Source organism: Saprospiraceae bacterium (assembly GCA_016713025.1).
Classification (GTDB): domain Bacteria; phylum Bacteroidota; class Bacteroidia; order Chitinophagales; family Saprospiraceae; genus OLB9.
The window spans coordinates 39,556-58,485 of sequence record JADJPZ010000004.1; the positions used below are offsets into that span (position 1 = coordinate 39,556).

Here is an 18,930-nt window from a genome sequence, read left to right on the forward strand (position 1 = left end):
TCGTCCGGACATTATATCCTGATCTGAGCGATAGTGATGTACAAAAATTCAGTGGTATGGTTGCGCATGATGGTGGTGGAAATGAAGGATATAAAGCTGACCAACGTTTCATCAGGATGGCCGGGCAATTTGTCAACATAGATGATTTGCATATTGACCTGATAGATACTATCAATCCTTTTCAGAAGGCATATGAAATCTTATCGAAATCGGTGACTACCAAGGTACTGAAAGTCATACAAGATGCTATTGAATCGACCCGTATACAAGTGAGCGAAGATGAAGCCGTGATCATGTGGCCAAAGATAAAGTCATTTTATGCTACGTTTCAGCGAGAGCCTTCCTTACAATCTGCAGATGGCATAGAACGTAGGATGGCCGAAGTATTACTCTATATCAAGGACCAAAAAAGAAAGCAACAAAATGGCTAATAAAAAGACACTCTTTGATATATTTGATGATGATCCGTTTGGGCTTTTGAATATCAAACCATCAAATAATGTAGCCAGAAACGAAGACGAAAGATTGGTAGCATCATTTGGTGAGATCAATGATTTTTATGATAAACATCAAAGAGAGCCCAAGGCTGGAGGTGGTATTCAGGAACACCAGCTTTACTCCAGGCTTCAATCCATCAGAAGTCATACCTTAAAGATAGAAATGCTAAAGCCTTATGATGTTCACAAGTTGTTGAATGAGCAAAAAGTGCTTACTTCCATTTCTGATATTTTTGGCGATGATGATATGGATTTATTGGGTAGCGACGAGGAAAATCTATTTGATCTGAAACATGTCACCCTACCTGATGAGAGAGCCAGTGCAGATTTTGTTGCCAAACGCAAAAGTTGTAAAGATTTTGATCGTTATGAAGCTTCATTTAAAGCGGTGCAACACGACCTTGCATCGGGTAAAAGAAAACTATTGGCATTTAAAGAACAGAATCTGCGGGCAGGCGACTATTACGTGCATAATGGTATACTGCTGTATCTGGAGCAAGTAGATTTTAAGGAAGACATCCAGTCCTATAAGAGCGGTAGTCGGTTGAGAAAGGATGGCAGGACCAGGGTCATCTTTGAAAACGGCACTGAATCCAATATGCTATATCGCTCACTGTACAAAGGACTGCTAGCCAATGGCAAAGCAGTATCTGAAAATGTAGATAAAGCCAATGAGATATTTTATGAGCGTTTCGGGAGTATCACTGAAAAAGATCAAGATACAGGATATATCTATGTTCTGAAATCAAAAAGTACGAATCCTGACATAACATCGATAAGACATTTGTATAAAATAGGATACTCGACCACGAAAGTTGAAGAAAGGATAAAAAACGCTCCCCAGGAGCCTACTTATCTTATGGCGGAGGTCAGCATCATCATAGTGTACAATTGCTACAATATGAATCCACAAAAACTGGAACAGCTGATGCACAATTTCTTCGGAAAGTGGTGTCTTAACTTGGATGTGTTTGACCAAGCCGGGCAAAGGCACACTCCCAGAGAATGGTTTATAGCGCCCTTATATATCATTGAACAGGCTATACAGCTGATTATTTCTGGGGAGATAGTGAAGTATAGGTATGATGGGGATATGGAGGAGATAGTGGTGAGATGATTAAATACAAATAAGTAGTGATGGATGATATCATCAAAGGATGTGTAGATAAGGACAGGCGCCAACAAAAGGCTTTGTTTGAGCTATATTACAAATATGGTTTAACTGTGGCTATGGCCTATTGCAGCCATACAGACGAAGCGAGAGAAGTGCTCAATGATGCATTTCTGAAAGTATTTGATAAAATAAAAGATTATGATCCGTCCAAACCTTTTGAAGCTTGGTTCAGGATAATCGTCATCAGGACTGCAATCAATCACTATCGCAAACAAACGAATGAAGTCAAGTGGACAGATATTGATGATAATGAGAAAATCCATGATATAGTTAATGATGAAGAAGATGGAATCACGGACATGTCACCTGATGAAGTGCTCAAACTGGCACAGCAATTACCACCTGCATATAGAATGGCTATCAACTTATATGCTGTAGAAGGATATAGTCATCAAGAAATCGCAACGAATCTGGGAATAACGGTCGGTACTTCTAAATCAAATCTATCTAAGGCAAGGGCGAAACTTAAATTTCTCATCTCACAAATCAGGATGTTTTCTTTTTAGGTTTCTGCATGCTATTATACACTGATTGTGGGTTGTAAATATTTTTTTTACGAAAATGATCAAGACAGGCAACCCTTAGATTAAAAAAATTGAATAGTTAAAAGTAAAGCATAAAGTATATGTCAAACAATGATTTTCTAAAGAAATATTCCCTTAAAATCAAATCACTTAATCCAAGTGTCTCCACTGGTATGGATGATTGGAATAGATTGGAGAAAAGAATGGATCATCTTGACAGGCAACGGAAAAGAAGGTATGTATTTTTCTTTATATTATTGGGATTAGTATTTATATTGGGATGCAATTATCTTTATGAAATATACAGCAGCAATTCAAAAAATGCTGATACGTCTAATGCTGTAGCTGAAACTATTCAGAACAATAAAGACAAAACAATCAATTCAGCATCAGAATTAACAGACCATTTGCCATCAAATGTCGAAACAACAGAAAACGCTCAACCAGATACCTTTGTAAAAATTAAAGAAGTAAGTGGTGGTGCACTAAATAAAGATGTGAAGTATACATTAAAGCGAAACATGCTTAAAAAGCTACGTAAAGTTAATCTTACTCTACTAACGTATGATAATACGGTACTTGCGGAAAAAGACATGAGTACTAAAGATGACCAAATAAAAGAAAAATCTTTGTTCGACAATCTTTCCGGTGGTGAAAACATAAAGTTGTTTGATAATAATGAAGTGAAAAATCAAGCTCAGGTTGAAAATGACATTTCAAAATTCAATTATTCTTTTATTACTGTTGATGCTTTAAAATCACAGGATCTAAAAATAATGAAGCGAAAAAATGAAGTAAATATTGTTTTTCCGCCGGTTATTGCCACGCCCGTAAAAAAGATTAAATATTTTGTGAAAATTGATGGAGGGCCTATTTACAATCTCAACTCAATGACAACAGATATGTCAGGTCCGTTGATTTTTACAAGTCATGAAGTAACCAAAAATATGGGATTTCAAAACAGCTTCCACTTTCAACTTGCTCCAAATGATAAATGGAAATTTAATATAGGGATAAACCGGAGTCAATTTACACATCACGGATCTCATACTGCCAGCCTAAGACTTATGGATGGTATTTGTTTAAATCCTAGCAGCAATGACCCAAAAGAATACGTCTTTTCTTATGTAGTCACCAATGGCAGATCATCATCAACAGTAAATCTAAGGCTTTCTGAAGAAAATCCCGGTAGTCCATTAGACAGTACTGATGTTTTTAAAATTGATATGGGTATGCATAAAAAAACTGTCAGCTGGTCAATCCCAATAACCATAGAGCGAGAATTATTTTCGACAAGGGATTGGTCAGTATTTGCAAAGGGTGGGTTAAATTTTGGGTTTTCTTCCTATAGTAATGAGACCATAACACATTTTAGTGAGTCATGTGCAAACCTTTGTTTTAATCATGGATTTAGTCCATCAGTTTCCAATCAGAAATCAAATCAGCTAAATACCGGAATAATATTAGGTACCAGTGTGGAATGGCATTTGAGTCCAAAAATCAGTTTGGTATTTAATCCTGAGATTAATACCAGGATTCAGGTGTCTCAGGAAAATCATAATACTAGTAATAAGTTGGGTATCAATTTGGGTGCCTTGTATCGAATTAAATAATTGAATAACTTTTTTAATCAATATAATTTTAAAATCAATCAATCATGGTAAAATCTTTAACACAAATGTTATTAATAGCATTTATAATGCTGATTAATTCATATTCTTATGGACAAAAAGAAGTCCATTTACAGATTAATCAATACATAGGAAATGTACCCTTTGAGATAGGCGATACGGGAACAAATGATCAGGGAACAAAATTTTCTATTTCAAGACTTGATTATTATATATCATCTATAAAGCTTCACCACGATGGTGGCATGACAACAAACGTTAGCAATAAGTATATTTTTGTAACGAAAGGGAAAACAGTTGATGAATTACTAGGTACTTTTAATATCGGTTTACTTGACTCCATTACTTTTTCGGTCGGGGTGGATGCAACAAATAATCACGGTGATCCTACATTGTGGCCATCTAATCACCCACTTGCTCCAAAATCTCCTGAAATGCAGTGGGGATGGGCGGCAGGTTATAGATTTGTTGCAATAGAAGGTAAATCAGGTGCAAATTTGCAATTTGAGTATCAGATACACGCTCTGGGTGATGAACTTTACAAACCTACCACCATAGTTACTCATGGTACTGACCATAACGGGGCATTAATGATAGCCCTAAATGCGGATTATGAGCAAAGTCTTAAAGAGATAAATGTCAATAAAAATGTTATCCAGCATGGAAGTGCTAAAGAAGCTATTTCATTAATGGCCAATTACAATCAAAATGTGTTTAAAGCGACAGAAAGTATATCAGCTTCTCATGATATAGAAATAGGTTCATTAAAAATTTATCCCAACCCAGTAATTGACGGGAAAGTGACTATTGCACTAACGGAAGATCAAATTTTAAATTCCAATATCATCATCAGAGACGCAGTAGGTAGAACCGTTTACCAACTTTCAAACCTTGCTTTACAAAATGAAGTAATAGTGGATCATTTAGGTTTCTACACCATAGAACTAAGGCAAGCGGGCGAACTAACTTACAGAGGAAGTTTGGTAAAACAGTAATATACAGTGGAGGATAGATCTTTATATTTTATATTGTGGGTGTTCTTATTATTGTCTTGCACAGATAAGGACGAAATACTAGTGCCATCAAATAAAATACTGGAAAAGATAGCCATTCCAGCACATTTTCCAGAGATCAACTTTCCTGCTGAAAACGCCTATAGTGCAGAACGTTGGATTTTGGGTAAAAAACTTTTTTATGATAAACGTTTGTCTATTGACTCTACAGTGAGTTGTGGTAGTTGTCACAAACAAAGCAAGGGGTTTGCAGATAACGTAAGTTTAACTCCGGGGGTTTTTGGCAGAGCAGGGGTAACCAATGCCCCAACCCTAGCCAATATCGCATATCATCCATATTTTACAAGGGAAGGTGGTTTGCCCACAGTGGAAATGCAGGTATTGGTGCCTATATCAGAGCACAATGAATTTGGGTTTAATATAGTAGAAATCGAACAAAGGTTAAAAGCCGACGCAGCATATCAGGAAATGGCCATGAAAGCCTATGGTAGGTCATTAGATCCATTTGTTATAACCAGGAGTATCAGTACTTATGAACGAAGTATCATCAGCGGCAATAGCAAATATGATGATTATACACTCGGCAAAGCAATATTATCTAAAGAAGAAATGCTAGGTAAAGATTTATTTTTTAGTGAAAAAACAAATTGTAGTCAATGTCATAGTGGGTTCAATTTTACCAATTATGAATTTAAAAACAACGGTCTTTACGAAAATTATGCACATCCTGGTAGATTTAGACTTACCCAAAAAGAATCGGATGTCGCTTTGTTCAAAACACCAAGTTTGAGAAACGTAGGATTTACATCACCATATATGCATGACGGTTCGATAAGTACTTTGACAGAAGTAGTAAATCACTACAATAGCGGTGGAAGAAATCACATACACAAGAGCAACTTGATAATGCCATTAGGCTTGACTGAAAATGAAAAAAAAGCCCTTGTTGCTTTCTTACATACATTGGATGATTATGTGTTACTCACCAATCCATATTTAAGCGAATAAAATAAAAGTAAAATGAATAGAATAGTCTCCTTCTTTTTTATGTTGATAGTCATTCTGATTGTTGCTTGCCAACCAGAAGATGTAGAAATTGCCCAATATGATGGTACGTTGTATAATTTTGTTTTTCCTGAAAATTTTGGAGATCCAGAACTACCAAAAGATAATAATCTGACCAAAGAAGGTGTGAAGCTAGGAAAAATGTTGTTTTTTGAAAAGGCATTATCAAAAGATGGAACACAATCATGTGCCAGTTGTCATGTACAAAATGATGGTTTTTCTGATAAAAATCAGTTTTCAAAAGGCGTTGATGGTTTACTTGGTAAGAGGCAGGCTATGCCTATATTTAATTTAGCATGGCACAAAACAGGGTTTTTCTGGGATGGTAGGGCTGCCACATTGAGAGAACAATCACTCAAGCCCATTCAAGATCCATTGGAGATGCATGAAACATTGGAAAATGTTGTACTTAAACTCAGTGGAAATAAAACATATACAGACCAATTTATACGAGCTTTTGGAACTCCGGAAGTAAACAGTACAAAAGTAAGTTTAGCTTTGGAGCAGTTTATGATGACCATAGTGTCTTTTGATTCTAAATATGATCAATATTTGGCTGGAAAAGTAACATTGAGTGAAAGCGAGGAACGAGGACGGAGTTTATTTTTCACGGAGTACAACCAGTTTTTCCCTGATTTGTCTGGAGCTGATTGCGCCCATTGTCATAGTGGGCCCAATTTTGAAAATGGAGAATTTATGAACAATGGATTGGATAATGATTCGGATTTTACAGATTATGGTAGAGAGAAAGTAAGTAATCTTGCATCTGATAGAGCAGCATTTTTAATGCCATCACTCAGAAATGTAGCCCACACCGCTCCTTACATGCATGATGGCAGATTTAAAACATTGGAAGAAGTAGTGGAACATTATAATTCAGGCGTAAAGATGTCATCTACAGTATCTCCCCTAATAATGCCAACTATCGCAAAGGGGCTTGGTTTAAGTGCTCAGGACAAAACAGATTTGGTGAATTTTCTAAAAACATTGAGTGATCAAAAATTTCTAACCAATCCGGAGTATGCACAATAGAATAATCAATGAGTATTATGGATCTATTTTTATAAAAAAAAATGAATAAAGTAAAACTTTATACTATTCTCATATTTTTGACTATTTATCATTTTGTACATGGTCAAAATAAATTATTTATACCTGATACATTGAGCGGATCAGTTATAAATCTTCATCTTCAGAAAGGTCATCATGCATTTTTTAACAACTACCAGACTGCAACATTGGGTGCCAATGGAAATATATTGGGACCTACTCTGATACTTAGAAAAGGAGATGATGTAAAAATAAATGTGAATAACCAAATCGGGGAAACCACCACGCTTCATTGGCATGGACTGCACGTAGCTCCGGAAAATGATGGTGGACCACACACTCCCATTATAAACGAATCCACCTGGTCACCGACCTTTGAAATAAAGAACCGCGCATCTACATGTTGGTACCATCCACACCTGCACCATAAGACCAATGAGCATGTTACTAAAGGGATTTCGGGCGTAATAATTATCATAGATGAAATCGAGAAAAAATTAGCGTTGCCGAGAACTTATGGTGCGGATGATTTTCCTTTGGTGATTCAAACAAAGGATTTTGATTCAAGTTTTGAAATAATTACCCAATCAAATCATGATGACATTTTGATGGTAAATGCCACTATAGAACCATTTCTCGAAGTTCCTTCGCAGGTGGTCAGATGCAGGATTGTAAATGGAGCATCGCAAAGAGCCTTTAATCTAGGGTTGAATAATGATCAAGATTTTTATCAAATAGCCACAGATGGAGGGTTATTACCAAAACCTTTTAAGACAAAACGATTATTAATAGCGCCGGGCGAAAGGGTTGAAATACTAATTGATTTTAAAGATATGACTGGACAAACTGTCCACCTTTTAAGCTATGCATCTGAACTACCCAGTGGTATTTACGGTGCAACGAATGCAGGCATGGTCGCCATGATGACTTTGGATGGCTACAATCCAAATCCACTTAATGGTAAAAACTTTAAAATATTGAGTTTTAATATTATTCATCAAACTCAAAACCCTATCGTAAATATACCTAATTCTCTTGTGGAAAAGGAATCAATAAATGAAAATTTGTCGAATATTACCAGAACACTGACTTTTTCTCCGATGGCTATGGGTATGAATCAACTTAATGGTGATTTCACCATTAATAATGCATCTTTTGACATGGATGTCATAAACTATGAAATACCGCTTAATAATATAGAAATATGGGAGTTAAGAAATCAATCTGCTATATCACATCCCTTTCATATACATGATATACAATTTAATATTTTATCACGAAATGGGCAAACACCGCCGCCAAATGAACAAGGACTTAAAGATGTCGTATTGGTCAGACCCGGTGAGACTATTCGCTTTATTACAAAGTTTGAGACGTTTTCAAATCCCCATGTACCCTATATGTTTCACTGCCATTTACTCCCACATGAAGACGGAGGGATGATGGGGCAGTTTATAGTTACAGATCGGGTAAGTAAAACGAAAGATGATAAATTTAATAAAACTGAAAAGTTGAAAATTTGGCCTAACCCAGCAACAAATATGATTGAAATAATCCATGAAGAAGAAATAGAGGTATATGATCAAGTGATGATATGTGACACTCAAGGAAAAATAGTTTATAAGAAATTACACACTTTATCTCCTAAACAAAATATAAAAGTGGATATATTTCAATGGCCGAGCGGTAGTTATTTAGTAAAAATAGGTAGTTCGACTTTTAGCGAAGCTGCTTCATTTATAAAAAAGTAAAAATAAGAAAAGCAATTATGATAAAATATGCGCAAAAGAGTAGTTAATGAACAACATTTAATACCAATAATACGTTTTTAAATTAATAAATAGTATGATTTTCAAAGGGTTACATATTTTGCTGGCATTCAATTTTCTCATATCTACAATAGGATTTAGGGTCTTTGAGCATATATGTAGTAAAAATGGAACTTCGATTGCAATTTTTATTAAGTCAAACAACTGTTGCACAAAGAAAAAGAAAAAGTGTTGTTCTGCTAAAAAAGTGTATTTGTGCGAAACTAAAGATGTCTTAGCAAAAGGGCAAACTATAAAAAAGAAGCCTTGCTGTGAGGATAAGTCACACTATAAAAAGTTAAATACAAACGCTTCAGAAATAACAAAAGTTATTTTTTCTGATATTCAAACTGTTTTTTATAGTCCTATCGTTGGGGTGTCTTTTGACCTAAATGACAAGGTTAAAGAAAATGCAAAGACGCTCAGATTTTATTTATATAAACCACCGCCACTTCCTGTGGATAATTTAAGGGTGCTTTACCAATCTTTCCTTTGTTAGCCTTCCATGATTTCCTGTTTCTGAAATAGGGCTAAGTTCATATTTTGTATTCGTCACATGTAGATTTTGCTGAAAGTACTTTTTGTACCGCTTTATGACTACTTTACAATACACTTCAATGAGCTTTACATTTAAATAGCATCCATTGGTTTTGGAATTTCTGTATGTATAACGGCAGAAAGGAATTTTAACTTTTTGAGTAATAAATTCTCCAAAATTACGACTTCGGTGCTCATAATATTGATCCCTGGACGGATATCAAAAAAGAAGGTAATATTTTTTAAAATTTTAAAACACATCTAAATGAACACATTTATTAAAAGTGCAGTAGTAATATGTTTAGCACTATTCACTACACATCTCAGTACAGCGCAGACAAAAAATTTGAAAACCGTAGACGTCAAAGTGTATGGAAATTGTGGCATGTGCAAAAAGACCATCGAAAAAGCAGCCAATGTTAAAGGCAAATCAAATGCTGTATGGGATGCTGACTTAGCGATGGCAAAGATCACCATAGACAGTACCAAAACAAATGTCGATGAAGTACTCAAGAGAATAGCAGCTGTTGGCTACGATAGTGAAAATTTCAGAGCACCCGATTCAGTCTATGAAAATCTTCATGGCTGTTGCCAGTACGATAGGCCTGCAAAAAAGGAATAGTAATGGGAATGAAAACATTCATTTTAATAGTATTTTTGATTCCGTCATTTATGATGGCTCAGATAGATTTACCCCCTGCAAGTCCCGATGCCAGCTGGAACCATCAATTGGGATTTACCCAAATTGATTTGAGTTATTCCCGCCCACAAATGCGAGGGAGAAAAATCTTTGGGGCTCTGGTGCCATATGATGTACTTTGGCGGACAGGTGCCGGGGAAAGCACAAGGATAAAATTCAGTGAAGACATTGTTTTTGGTGGCAAGCTAGTGAAAAAAGGTCAGTATGGGCTTTACTCTATCCCGGGCAAGGAAGAGTGGATTATCATCCTAAATCAAGATGCAACTCTACATGGTGACTTTGGATATGATGAAAAAAAAGATGTACTTCGTGTAAAAGTAAAACCAACAAACAGTCCGACAACGAATGAGTCCTTCACTATTGAGCTGACAGATTTTAAACCCGACTATTCGGCGTCACTCGAAATGAAATGGGAGAATACATCTATTAAGGTACCGATCATGAGTACTGCAGATGATAGAATTATGGCTCAGATACAGGAAAATTTAATTGTAAAAAAAGTAGAGAATGCAGGTTTGCTGAATAAGGGAGCACAATATTACTTTTTCAATAAAAAAGATTTGAATCAGGCGCTGGAATGGTCAATTACATCAGAAACCCTTAGCGTAGATAATATTAATTACTCAGTATTGACAGCAAACATTCTGGAAAGACTGAAAAGATATCCAGAAGCTATTGAGTCTGCACAAAAAGCTTTGGAACTGGCGCGAAAAAAGGATATGACAGATGATGTTAAAAATCTTGAAGAAAAGATAAAAGATTTGAAAATTAAAAAGAGTAAATAAAATATCATGAATACAATAAAAATCGCTGGTATGATCACCTTGATAGCAGCTTTTACACTAATAAGTTGTCATAAAATGGACCATGGAAATCAAACGACTGCTAGAGCAGTTGTTGAAAAGTCCTTCTCTACCCCAATTGCTATACCAATGGTTATGGATGCAACGAATGCATCTTTTGCTGCAAAAACAAATACTGCCACAATTGGTGGTCAATCATTGAAAACCCTTTCATATGGGAATGGTGGTATATTAGGACCCACACTTAAAATAAATCAAGGGGATATGATGAATCTAGTATTTTCAAATCAGCTATCAGAGCCGACGAATATACATTGGCATGGATTAGAAGCGCCTTCTTCACAAGACGGATACCCTACCGACTTGACGCAAGCAGGGAATTCATACACCTATAATTTTCGTGTTACAAACAGACCCGGGACTTATTGGTACCATCCACATCCTGATATGGCTACTGCCAGTCAGGCATACAGAGGATTGGCCGGTTTTTATATTGTGTCATCGCCTGAAGAACAAGCCTTAAAATTACCTGCTGGAAATTTTGATGTTCCTTTAGTCATACAGGACAAGAGACTCACAGGCGGACTGGAATATAATCCGGATGCTGAAGATCAAACTATAGGATTTTTTGGTGAATCGATCTTAGTTAATGGGACACCTGGTGCGGTAATGGATGTAGAAAAACGTACTTACAGATTTCGACTTTTGAATGGTTCCAATGCAAGAATTTACAATTTTGCTTTGTCTGACGGCATTAAATTTAAACTTATCGGTAGTGATGGTGGATTATTGGATGCTCCTGTGGATGTATCAAATATCTTACTTGCTCCGGGTGAAAGAGCTGATGTACTTATTAATTTTGGTAGTATGCCTGTAAGTACTGAATTATTTATGGAGAGTGCATCGTTTAGCGGATCATCTTCCCAAGGCAATCAAAGCTTTAAGGTTATGAAATTTAAGATCATTAAAGATGCCACAGACAATTTTATTGTTCCGTCCACATTAATGGCAGTAGAAAAAATATCTGAATCTTCTTCTGTTGCTTCCCGGAAGTTTAATATTGGACATATGATGGTCCATGGTGGTATGGAAGGCGTCATGCACCCGATAGATGGTAAAACATTTGATGCCAACCGAAGAGACGAGGTAGTCAAAAGCGGTAGTGTTGAAATCTGGGAGTTTGACAATACCACAGGTACAGAAATTCACCCTATGCATTTGCATGGACTTCAGTTTCAGGTTTTGAGCAGAACAGGAGGAAGAGGGTCGATTCAAGCATGGGAGAAGGGGTGGAAAGATACAGTGCTGGCATTTCCTGGTGAAAAAGTAAAAATCATCATAAGATTTCCCGATAATAAAGGAAAATTTGTATTCCACTGTCACAATCTGGAACATGAAGATGCAGGTATGATGCTAAATTTTGAAATTCAATAACTTAATATTTTTTAATTTTACTAAATTTATTTAAAATGATTCATTTAAAATCTTTATTCTCGCTTTTTTTAGTGGCAACTTTGAGCTTTACTTCATGTAAAAAAGATGAAGCTACAGTTACAGAAAATTTAACAGCTGAGTGGAATTCCACATCAGTTAAAATTGATGGTGTCGCTTCTCCTGCTACAACTACGATGTTTTTGCATTTACAGAGCAGTAAGCAGTATGAAATCACCACAAACATCACTCCATTTAGTCAAGCTAAATCAGGTGTATGGTCCAATACTGATGACAAATTGACTTTGGCAGGAAATGTCTGGACTATTCACCATATTGCAGATAAAGAATTGAGAATTGAATTCGTCCTGGATGGTAAGGATTTAGAAATAGAATTCGCTAAGTAAGTAATTATAGCTGCCTGAAAAAATATTTTTTCAGGCAGCTATTAGTAAACTAAACGGTACATCAAAAACGATATATAAAATGAAAAATATAATTTTACTTTTTATTTGCCTAATTTCAAACACTTCTATTGACGCACAATTAAAAATAGGAGATCCTTTGCCTAATATTTATCTTCCAAGCTATTTAAAAAATGAAGTTAGGCTTTTAGATTATACAGGTAAAATTCTACTTGTAGATTTTTGGGCATCCTGGTGTGCTCCCTGTCGAAAAGCAAACAAAAAACTTGTCGATTTGCACCGCGAATATGCGCCAGCCAAACTAGAAATAGTAGGTATATCAGTAGATACAGACCGATCTAAATGGCTCAAAGCTATAACTAAAGATAATATTGAATATACACAATTAACAGATCCGCATGGATTTGAAGCGAAGTCTGCCATACAATTTGGTGTAGAGGCATTGCCAGCTTCTTTTCTATTTGATCCAAACGGCAAACTAATAGCTATCAATCCAACCGAACAGGAAATCAAACAACAATTAAATCACAATAAAAATTAATGCAAATGAATCTAAAAATTTTCTTATTTACGCTTTCAGCAGTATTGGTTGTTGCCAATGCTGAATGCACAAATATCAAAAGCAGAAATTGTGGCCACAGGCCTTACCTGCTCCATGTGTTCAAATGCCATCAATAAACAGCTCAAATCATTGACTGAAGTAGATAGTGTGGTCATAGATCTGAACACAAACACTTTTGTAGTACATCTCAAAAAAGAAGCCATGATAAGTCCCAGGGTTTTAAAAGAAAAAGTAGAAAAGGCAGGCTTTTTTGTTGGTTCGATGATTGTTACCATGAACTTTGACAATACTGATATCTCTGAAAATATAAAAGTAGAAAAAGAAGGCATCGCTTTGGTCATTATCGATTCAAAGTCAAAAGTATTACATGGTGAAACAAAGGCCAAAATCATGGACAAAGGTTACGTGACGCAAAAGGAATATAAAAAGTTGACCAAATCACTTTCGAAAATTCCTTCTTACCTGGATGGAAATGAAGATGACTATCACATAAAAATCAATTGATTATGAGGCAAATTTTAATAGTCTTACTGACGATTACATTAAATAATTTATCCGGACAAGAACTTTTTGTGGTTACAGATCCGGCCAGTAATGTTCCCACGGGCTCTCTGAGTGTCAGGCTGAGCAATTCTTTATTTAAGGAAGTATATGAGGATGGGTACAACTATCATCTCATGCCCGAAGTCACTTATGGTATTACAAAAAATCTGATGGTCAGGACTTCGGTGTTTTTAAGTGACAGGAGCAACAGTCTCTATGCTGAAGGGGCCAATATCTTTAGTAAGTACAGGTTTTATTCTTCAGATGACCTACACAGCCATTTCAGGATGGCAGCTTTTGCCAGATATAGTTTTAACAGAGCAGATATACATCAGGAACAAATAGAAATCATGGGACACAATAGTGGTTATGAAACCGGAGTGGTGATTACTCAGCTCATAAAAAAAGTAGCCATCAGCTCTTCTGTAAGTTTTGAAAAAGCATTGGACAATAAACCGGATTATGAATTTCCAAATACGCAAAGTAATACGGCTACCAATTACACCCTTTCTGTAGGAAAGCTGATGTATCCAAAAAAATACACTAATTTTAAACAGACTAATATCAACCTAATGCTTGAATTTGTGGGCCAAACGCTTAATGAAAACGGAAAAACGTATATAGATGTCGTCCCATCTATACAATTTATTTTTAATAGCCAGGCCAGGATAGATGTAGGTTACAGAAGAGAATTGTACAGTAATATGCTTAGAACAGCACCCAATGGTATTTACCTGAACTTTGAATATACATTTTTCAATATCTAAAAATGAATAAGGTAATGCACTTTTTAAAGAGGATTCTGAAAATGATATTTATAAAAAAATGTTGTCACTAATTGTAATATTAAAACAAACAAATAAAAGTAAAATGCTCCTAAAACATTTACCATTATGTCTAATATTTACAAGCAATATATTAGTAGCCCAATATACCATTAAAGGCATGATTACCGGGCAAACACAAATCATAAGCGGAGCCAGAGTGACACTCTTTAATAGCGATACAACGTATTTTATAGAAGAACGCAGCGATGATTTTGGCATGTTCTATTTTTCAAATGTCTCTGCAGGAGCTTATAAAATTGGAGTAGCAAAATCCAATTACAATTACAAAGAATCAAATGTTGTAATTAATGAAAATATTGAAAATTTCAATTTTGATCTTGAACCTGAAACGGAGAAAGGAAGATGGGATGTTATCATAAAATCGCCGGAACCGCTTGGTGGAACTGACTTAGGAATACTGATGCCGGATGGCAAAATATATTATTGCCATGATACAAAAGATCCATTTTATTTTGACCCCATGTCCAATGATACTTTAAGTGTAATGGGTAGTGACAGTATTCAAGGTTGTGTGGGTCCAGTGCTTCTTGCGGATAGTACGGTATGGTTTTTTGGTGGTACATTAAGAGAAATATATGGACCCGGAACAAAAAAAGTAAAAAAGTTTGATATTCGAAAGAATAAATGGAAGACCCACCAAAATATGCTTGATTTCAGATGGTATCCTAGTATATCACCGCTATCAAATGGTCAAGTAATTATCCTGGGTGGTGGTGGGCTCAACAATCCAGTAAGGGTAAAAACATCTGAAATATATGACCCAAAAAGTGGTATTTCGAAACCAACAGGTCAAATAGCCATCGGTAATGAAGTCTCTCCTATTGTGCCGTTACTGAATGGCAAAACATTAATGACGCACCGTCCGCCACAATTGTTTGATCCAACCACTAATCAATGGGAATTGGCGGCTGATTTTGTCCAAAGCAATCGTATGAGCAATGGAGACCATAGTGATCATGAACTGGTATTAATGCCAGACGGGGATGTCTTGGCTTTTGGATATAAACCGTTTAGCAATAATCTAGGGACATTTGTGGAAAAATATGATGTTGCTGCAAATAAATGGGAGTTAAAAAGTAGTATTAATCCGATCAGATCAAGGGCTAAAGCGATCATTATGCCAGACAAAAGAGTATTGATCGCCGGAGGAGAAAAAGAAGACAAAAATGATAGCAGCCTTGTAAATCAATGGAATTATATGAAGAGAGCTGACCTTTATCATCCAGAAACGGATACCTGGAGAAATCTAGCTGATTTGAATTATTTTAGAGAATATCATGCCATTTTAACATTAGTACCTGATGGCAGGGTAATAGCCGTAGGTGGTGAAGGTCAACCCGGCAATGAGCCCACCCAAAGTATCATTGAAGCTTTTAAACCACCTTATCTTTTCAGGGGAGTAAGACCTGAAATAAACAATTTTAATAAAAGGATTTTTTCCAAAGGAGAAGAACTTTCATTTTCCGTGTCAAAGACAGATTCTATCACAGGTCTGCTATTAATGGCAAATGCGGTTAATACTCATTTTATGAATAGCAGCAATAATCGGTTTATTGAGTTGGAATACGAACAAAATAATGGGAAGGTAACTTCATTGTTGCCTTCTTATTCTCTTATATTATTTGATGGTTTTTACATGTTGTTTGCCATGGTGGATGATATACCATCCATAGCTGAAATAATTGTAGTCAACAACCAGCAAGGAATGACATCAAATATAACGGAATATGAAAAAGAAGATGTGGTGATATATCCTAATCCTTGTAAAGATATTGTTTATTTTAAATCAGAAAGCCTTACCACAGGAGTCACAATCAGGGACTCAAATGGGCGAACTGTACTGACAAAAAGAGGTAAAAATATTGAATCTGTAAATCTTGGCGGATATCCATCCGGTATATATTATATTGAAGTCATGTATGATAATAATGAAGTCATAATTCAAAAAATCAGTAAAATTTAAATAATCACAAAATGGACCAAAACAAAACAACTTCTTTTATTCCAGCTTTGGGTTATGATTTTCTCACAGCTTATTATGATATGGCCATAAAATTGACGATGCCAGAGAAGAAATTCAGGCGCATCTTGGTGGAATCAATATATCCACAAGATGATGAATCAATTCTGGAGTTTGGTTTTGGTACGGGACAAAATCTAATTTTGGTTAAGAATCAGAATCAAAACATAAGACTTACAGGATTAGATATTGATCCGAAAGTTAAGGATATAGCTAACTATAAACTGGCCAAAAACAATCTTACGGTCCCTTTGGATTTATATAGTGGTAATATTTTCCCTTATCCGGACAATCATTTTGACAAAATATACAGTTGTTTAGTTTTTCATCAATTAGATGCAGACACAAAAGCCAATTCTTTAAAAGAAATTTATCGGGTTTTAAAACCTGGGGGAGAATTAATCATTGCAGACTGGGGAAAAGCGGATAATAAAATCATGAGGCTTACCTTTGGAATTGTTCAAATGCTGGATGGATTTAAAACCACGGATGACAATGTAAAAGGAAAAATGCCTGAATATATCGCTAAAGGCGGGTTTGAAAATGTGCAAATAATACAATCTATCAACACGGCTATAGGCACCTTTTCATATTTTAAAGCAAGGAAAAAATTAAGTAAATTATAAGATTTGGGCATCATCGAATTAATTTCACAAAATAACTTTAATTTTAAATATTATTTCATCACTTCTAAACAAATTAATCATGCAAAAGCAATTTATTTCACTTCTTTTTACGCTTGTTGTCTTTGTTGTCATAGCTTCTTGCGGCAATAAAACCAGTACGCAGCAGGCTGAACCAGTTTCCACTGAGCAAACGGCTGTCGACACAACCGGTGTTTCTCAACCACTTGCAACTGTTTATCAGTGCCCCATGAAGTGTGAAGGAGAGAAGACGTATGACAATCCTGGCTCATGCCCGGTGTGCAAAATGGATCTTAAAGAAAAAGATAAGCATGAAGACCATAAGCACTAAACTTATTATGATAATAAGAATGAAAATAAACCGTATAAATAATTGTTAAATGCATTCAATCATGATCGAATTCTTAAATATTTTTAAAAATTAATCAAGATGTTCAAAATAATTTACATCAGCTTTGTACTTATTTTTACGCCCAAATTATGTCAAGGGCAGACAGGGTGCCATTCTTTGTTTGGATTTCACCAATCGGATACAATTTTAACTGTGAATTTTACGGATTCAACCATTAGCTCTACGCCGATTACTTCCTGGCTATGGGATTTTGGCGATGGTCATAGCTCTACCAGCCATAATCCACATCACACATACGATCATGCCGGAACATATGAAGTATGCCTGACTGTGCATAACAATCACGGTTGTAACAGCACTTATTGCCATGCTGTTACCGTTTCAACAATTCAACCTGAGTGTCATGCTTTGTTTGGATTTCAGCAATCGGATACAACTTTTACTGTAAATTTTGCAGATTCAACAATTAGTTCTACTCCGATTACTTCATGGCTTTGGGATTTTGGTGATGGACAAAGCTCTACCAACCATAATCCACATCACACATACGCTCATGCCGGAACATATGAAGTATGCCTAACTGTGCATAACAATCACGGTTGTAACAGCACTTATTGCCATTTTGTAACGATTCATGCCACTGCCCATGAATGTATTGCTTTATTTACATCACATTATGATTCGAAAAGCAATCAAATGCGATTTTTTAATACATCTTCTTTTACCACTGATCACACTCAATATTTGTGGAGTTTTGGTGATGGGCATTCATCTTCATCTGAAAATCCAATCAATACTTATTCTCATACAGGCATTTATACTGTTTGTTTATTTATTATTGATGAAATCACTGGATGTAATTCGCATATATGTACAGAAGTTGAAATTAATCATATATGGCATGATATGGTTGTAAATAAGGAGCATTTAGTAACATCGAGGTCCACGGCAAATGAAGTTACAGAACCAGAATCTTATATTGAATTTGGCAGTTTTCCAAATCCTTTTATTTCCAATACGAACATACCATATGAATTAAAAAGTGACTCGCATTTAAACATTGAGATGTATGACTTAAGTGGTAGATTAATACATCAAATATTTAAGGGAGATCAGTCAAAAGGTTCACATACCTTGGTATTATCCGGAGATTATTTAATAGATAAAATGTACATTCTAAAGATAGTCATTAATGATAAAATATTTCATAAAAAACTGTTAGTTGCAAAATAAGATTGAATGATTATTTTGAAAAATTTATTTGAATTTGGATTGACAGAATTCAAAAGATTTCCTTATTTCT

At 35.5% G+C, this 18,930-nt stretch carries 19 protein-coding genes; all 19 read left to right on the forward strand.

Annotated elements, in window-relative coordinates:
* The first annotated feature begins 423 nt into the window (after nucleotides 1-423).
* Entirely contained in the window at nucleotides 424-1,614 is a 1,191-nt protein-coding gene (locus tag IPK35_06760; protein ID MBK8052965.1) for a GIY-YIG nuclease family protein, read from the forward strand.
* Between the two features lie 20 nt (nucleotides 1,615-1,634).
* A complete protein-coding gene (locus IPK35_06765) occupies nucleotides 1,635-2,177 on the forward strand; it encodes an RNA polymerase sigma factor (GenBank protein ID MBK8052966.1) in 543 nt (180 codons plus the stop codon).
* A gap of 119 nt (nucleotides 2,178-2,296) precedes the next feature.
* Entirely contained in the window at nucleotides 2,297-3,808 is a 1,512-nt protein-coding gene (locus IPK35_06770) for a hypothetical protein (GenBank protein MBK8052967.1), read from the forward strand.
* Between the two features lie 44 nt (nucleotides 3,809-3,852).
* Entirely contained in the window at nucleotides 3,853-4,821 is a 969-nt protein-coding gene (locus tag IPK35_06775; protein ID MBK8052968.1) for a hypothetical protein, read from the forward strand.
* 30 nt (nucleotides 4,822-4,851) lie between these two features.
* The gene (locus tag IPK35_06780; protein ID MBK8052969.1) at nucleotides 4,852-5,847 is read left to right on the forward strand and encodes a cytochrome-c peroxidase; all 996 of its coding nucleotides are present in this window, start codon (nucleotides 4,852-4,854) and stop codon (nucleotides 5,845-5,847) included.
* A gap of 12 nt (nucleotides 5,848-5,859) precedes the next feature.
* Nucleotides 5,860-6,936: a c-type cytochrome gene (locus tag IPK35_06785; GenBank protein ID MBK8052970.1), complete on the forward strand. Its 1,077-nt coding sequence runs from the start codon at nucleotides 5,860-5,862 to the stop codon at nucleotides 6,934-6,936.
* A gap of 41 nt (nucleotides 6,937-6,977) precedes the next feature.
* On the forward strand, nucleotides 6,978-8,705 hold the full coding sequence (locus IPK35_06790) for a multicopper oxidase domain-containing protein (GenBank protein MBK8052971.1): 1,728 nt from the start codon (nucleotides 6,978-6,980) through the stop codon (nucleotides 8,703-8,705).
* Between the two features lie 94 nt (nucleotides 8,706-8,799).
* The gene (locus tag IPK35_06795) at nucleotides 8,800-9,261 is read left to right on the forward strand and encodes a hypothetical protein (GenBank protein MBK8052972.1); all 462 of its coding nucleotides are present in this window, start codon (nucleotides 8,800-8,802) and stop codon (nucleotides 9,259-9,261) included.
* 303 nt (nucleotides 9,262-9,564) lie between these two features.
* Nucleotides 9,565-9,921, forward strand: coding sequence for a heavy-metal-associated domain-containing protein (locus IPK35_06800; GenBank protein ID MBK8052973.1), 357 nt, complete (start codon nucleotides 9,565-9,567; stop codon nucleotides 9,919-9,921).
* Nucleotides 9,922-9,929: 8 nt separating this feature from the next.
* A complete protein-coding gene (locus IPK35_06805) occupies nucleotides 9,930-10,784 on the forward strand; it encodes a DUF2911 domain-containing protein (protein ID MBK8052974.1) in 855 nt (284 codons plus the stop codon).
* 6 nt (nucleotides 10,785-10,790) lie between these two features.
* Nucleotides 10,791-12,236: a multicopper oxidase domain-containing protein gene (locus tag IPK35_06810; GenBank protein ID MBK8052975.1), complete on the forward strand. Its 1,446-nt coding sequence runs from the start codon at nucleotides 10,791-10,793 to the stop codon at nucleotides 12,234-12,236.
* A gap of 35 nt (nucleotides 12,237-12,271) precedes the next feature.
* A complete protein-coding gene (locus IPK35_06815; protein ID MBK8052976.1) occupies nucleotides 12,272-12,640 on the forward strand; it encodes a hypothetical protein in 369 nt (122 codons plus the stop codon).
* 79 nt (nucleotides 12,641-12,719) lie between these two features.
* Complete coding sequence (locus IPK35_06820; protein ID MBK8052977.1) at nucleotides 12,720-13,199, forward strand: TlpA family protein disulfide reductase; 480 nt, start codon at nucleotides 12,720-12,722, stop codon at nucleotides 13,197-13,199.
* A 57-nt stretch (nucleotides 13,200-13,256) separates the two neighbouring features.
* Nucleotides 13,257-13,724, forward strand: coding sequence for a heavy-metal-associated domain-containing protein (locus IPK35_06825; protein MBK8052978.1), 468 nt, complete (start codon nucleotides 13,257-13,259; stop codon nucleotides 13,722-13,724).
* A 2-nt stretch (nucleotides 13,725-13,726) separates the two neighbouring features.
* Nucleotides 13,727-14,530, forward strand: a complete 804-nt coding sequence (locus IPK35_06830; protein ID MBK8052979.1) for a hypothetical protein — start codon at nucleotides 13,727-13,729, stop codon at nucleotides 14,528-14,530.
* A 103-nt stretch (nucleotides 14,531-14,633) separates the two neighbouring features.
* On the forward strand, nucleotides 14,634-16,574 hold the full coding sequence (locus IPK35_06835; protein ID MBK8052980.1) for a DUF1929 domain-containing protein: 1,941 nt from the start codon (nucleotides 14,634-14,636) through the stop codon (nucleotides 16,572-16,574).
* Between the two features lie 11 nt (nucleotides 16,575-16,585).
* Nucleotides 16,586-17,257: a class I SAM-dependent methyltransferase gene (locus tag IPK35_06840; GenBank protein ID MBK8052981.1), complete on the forward strand. Its 672-nt coding sequence runs from the start codon at nucleotides 16,586-16,588 to the stop codon at nucleotides 17,255-17,257.
* A gap of 79 nt (nucleotides 17,258-17,336) precedes the next feature.
* A complete protein-coding gene (locus IPK35_06845) occupies nucleotides 17,337-17,606 on the forward strand; it encodes a hypothetical protein (protein MBK8052982.1) in 270 nt (89 codons plus the stop codon).
* Nucleotides 17,607-17,705: 99 nt separating this feature from the next.
* Nucleotides 17,706-18,860, forward strand: coding sequence for a PKD domain-containing protein (locus IPK35_06850; protein ID MBK8052983.1), 1,155 nt, complete (start codon nucleotides 17,706-17,708; stop codon nucleotides 18,858-18,860).
* Nucleotides 18,861-18,930 lie beyond the last annotated feature (70 nt).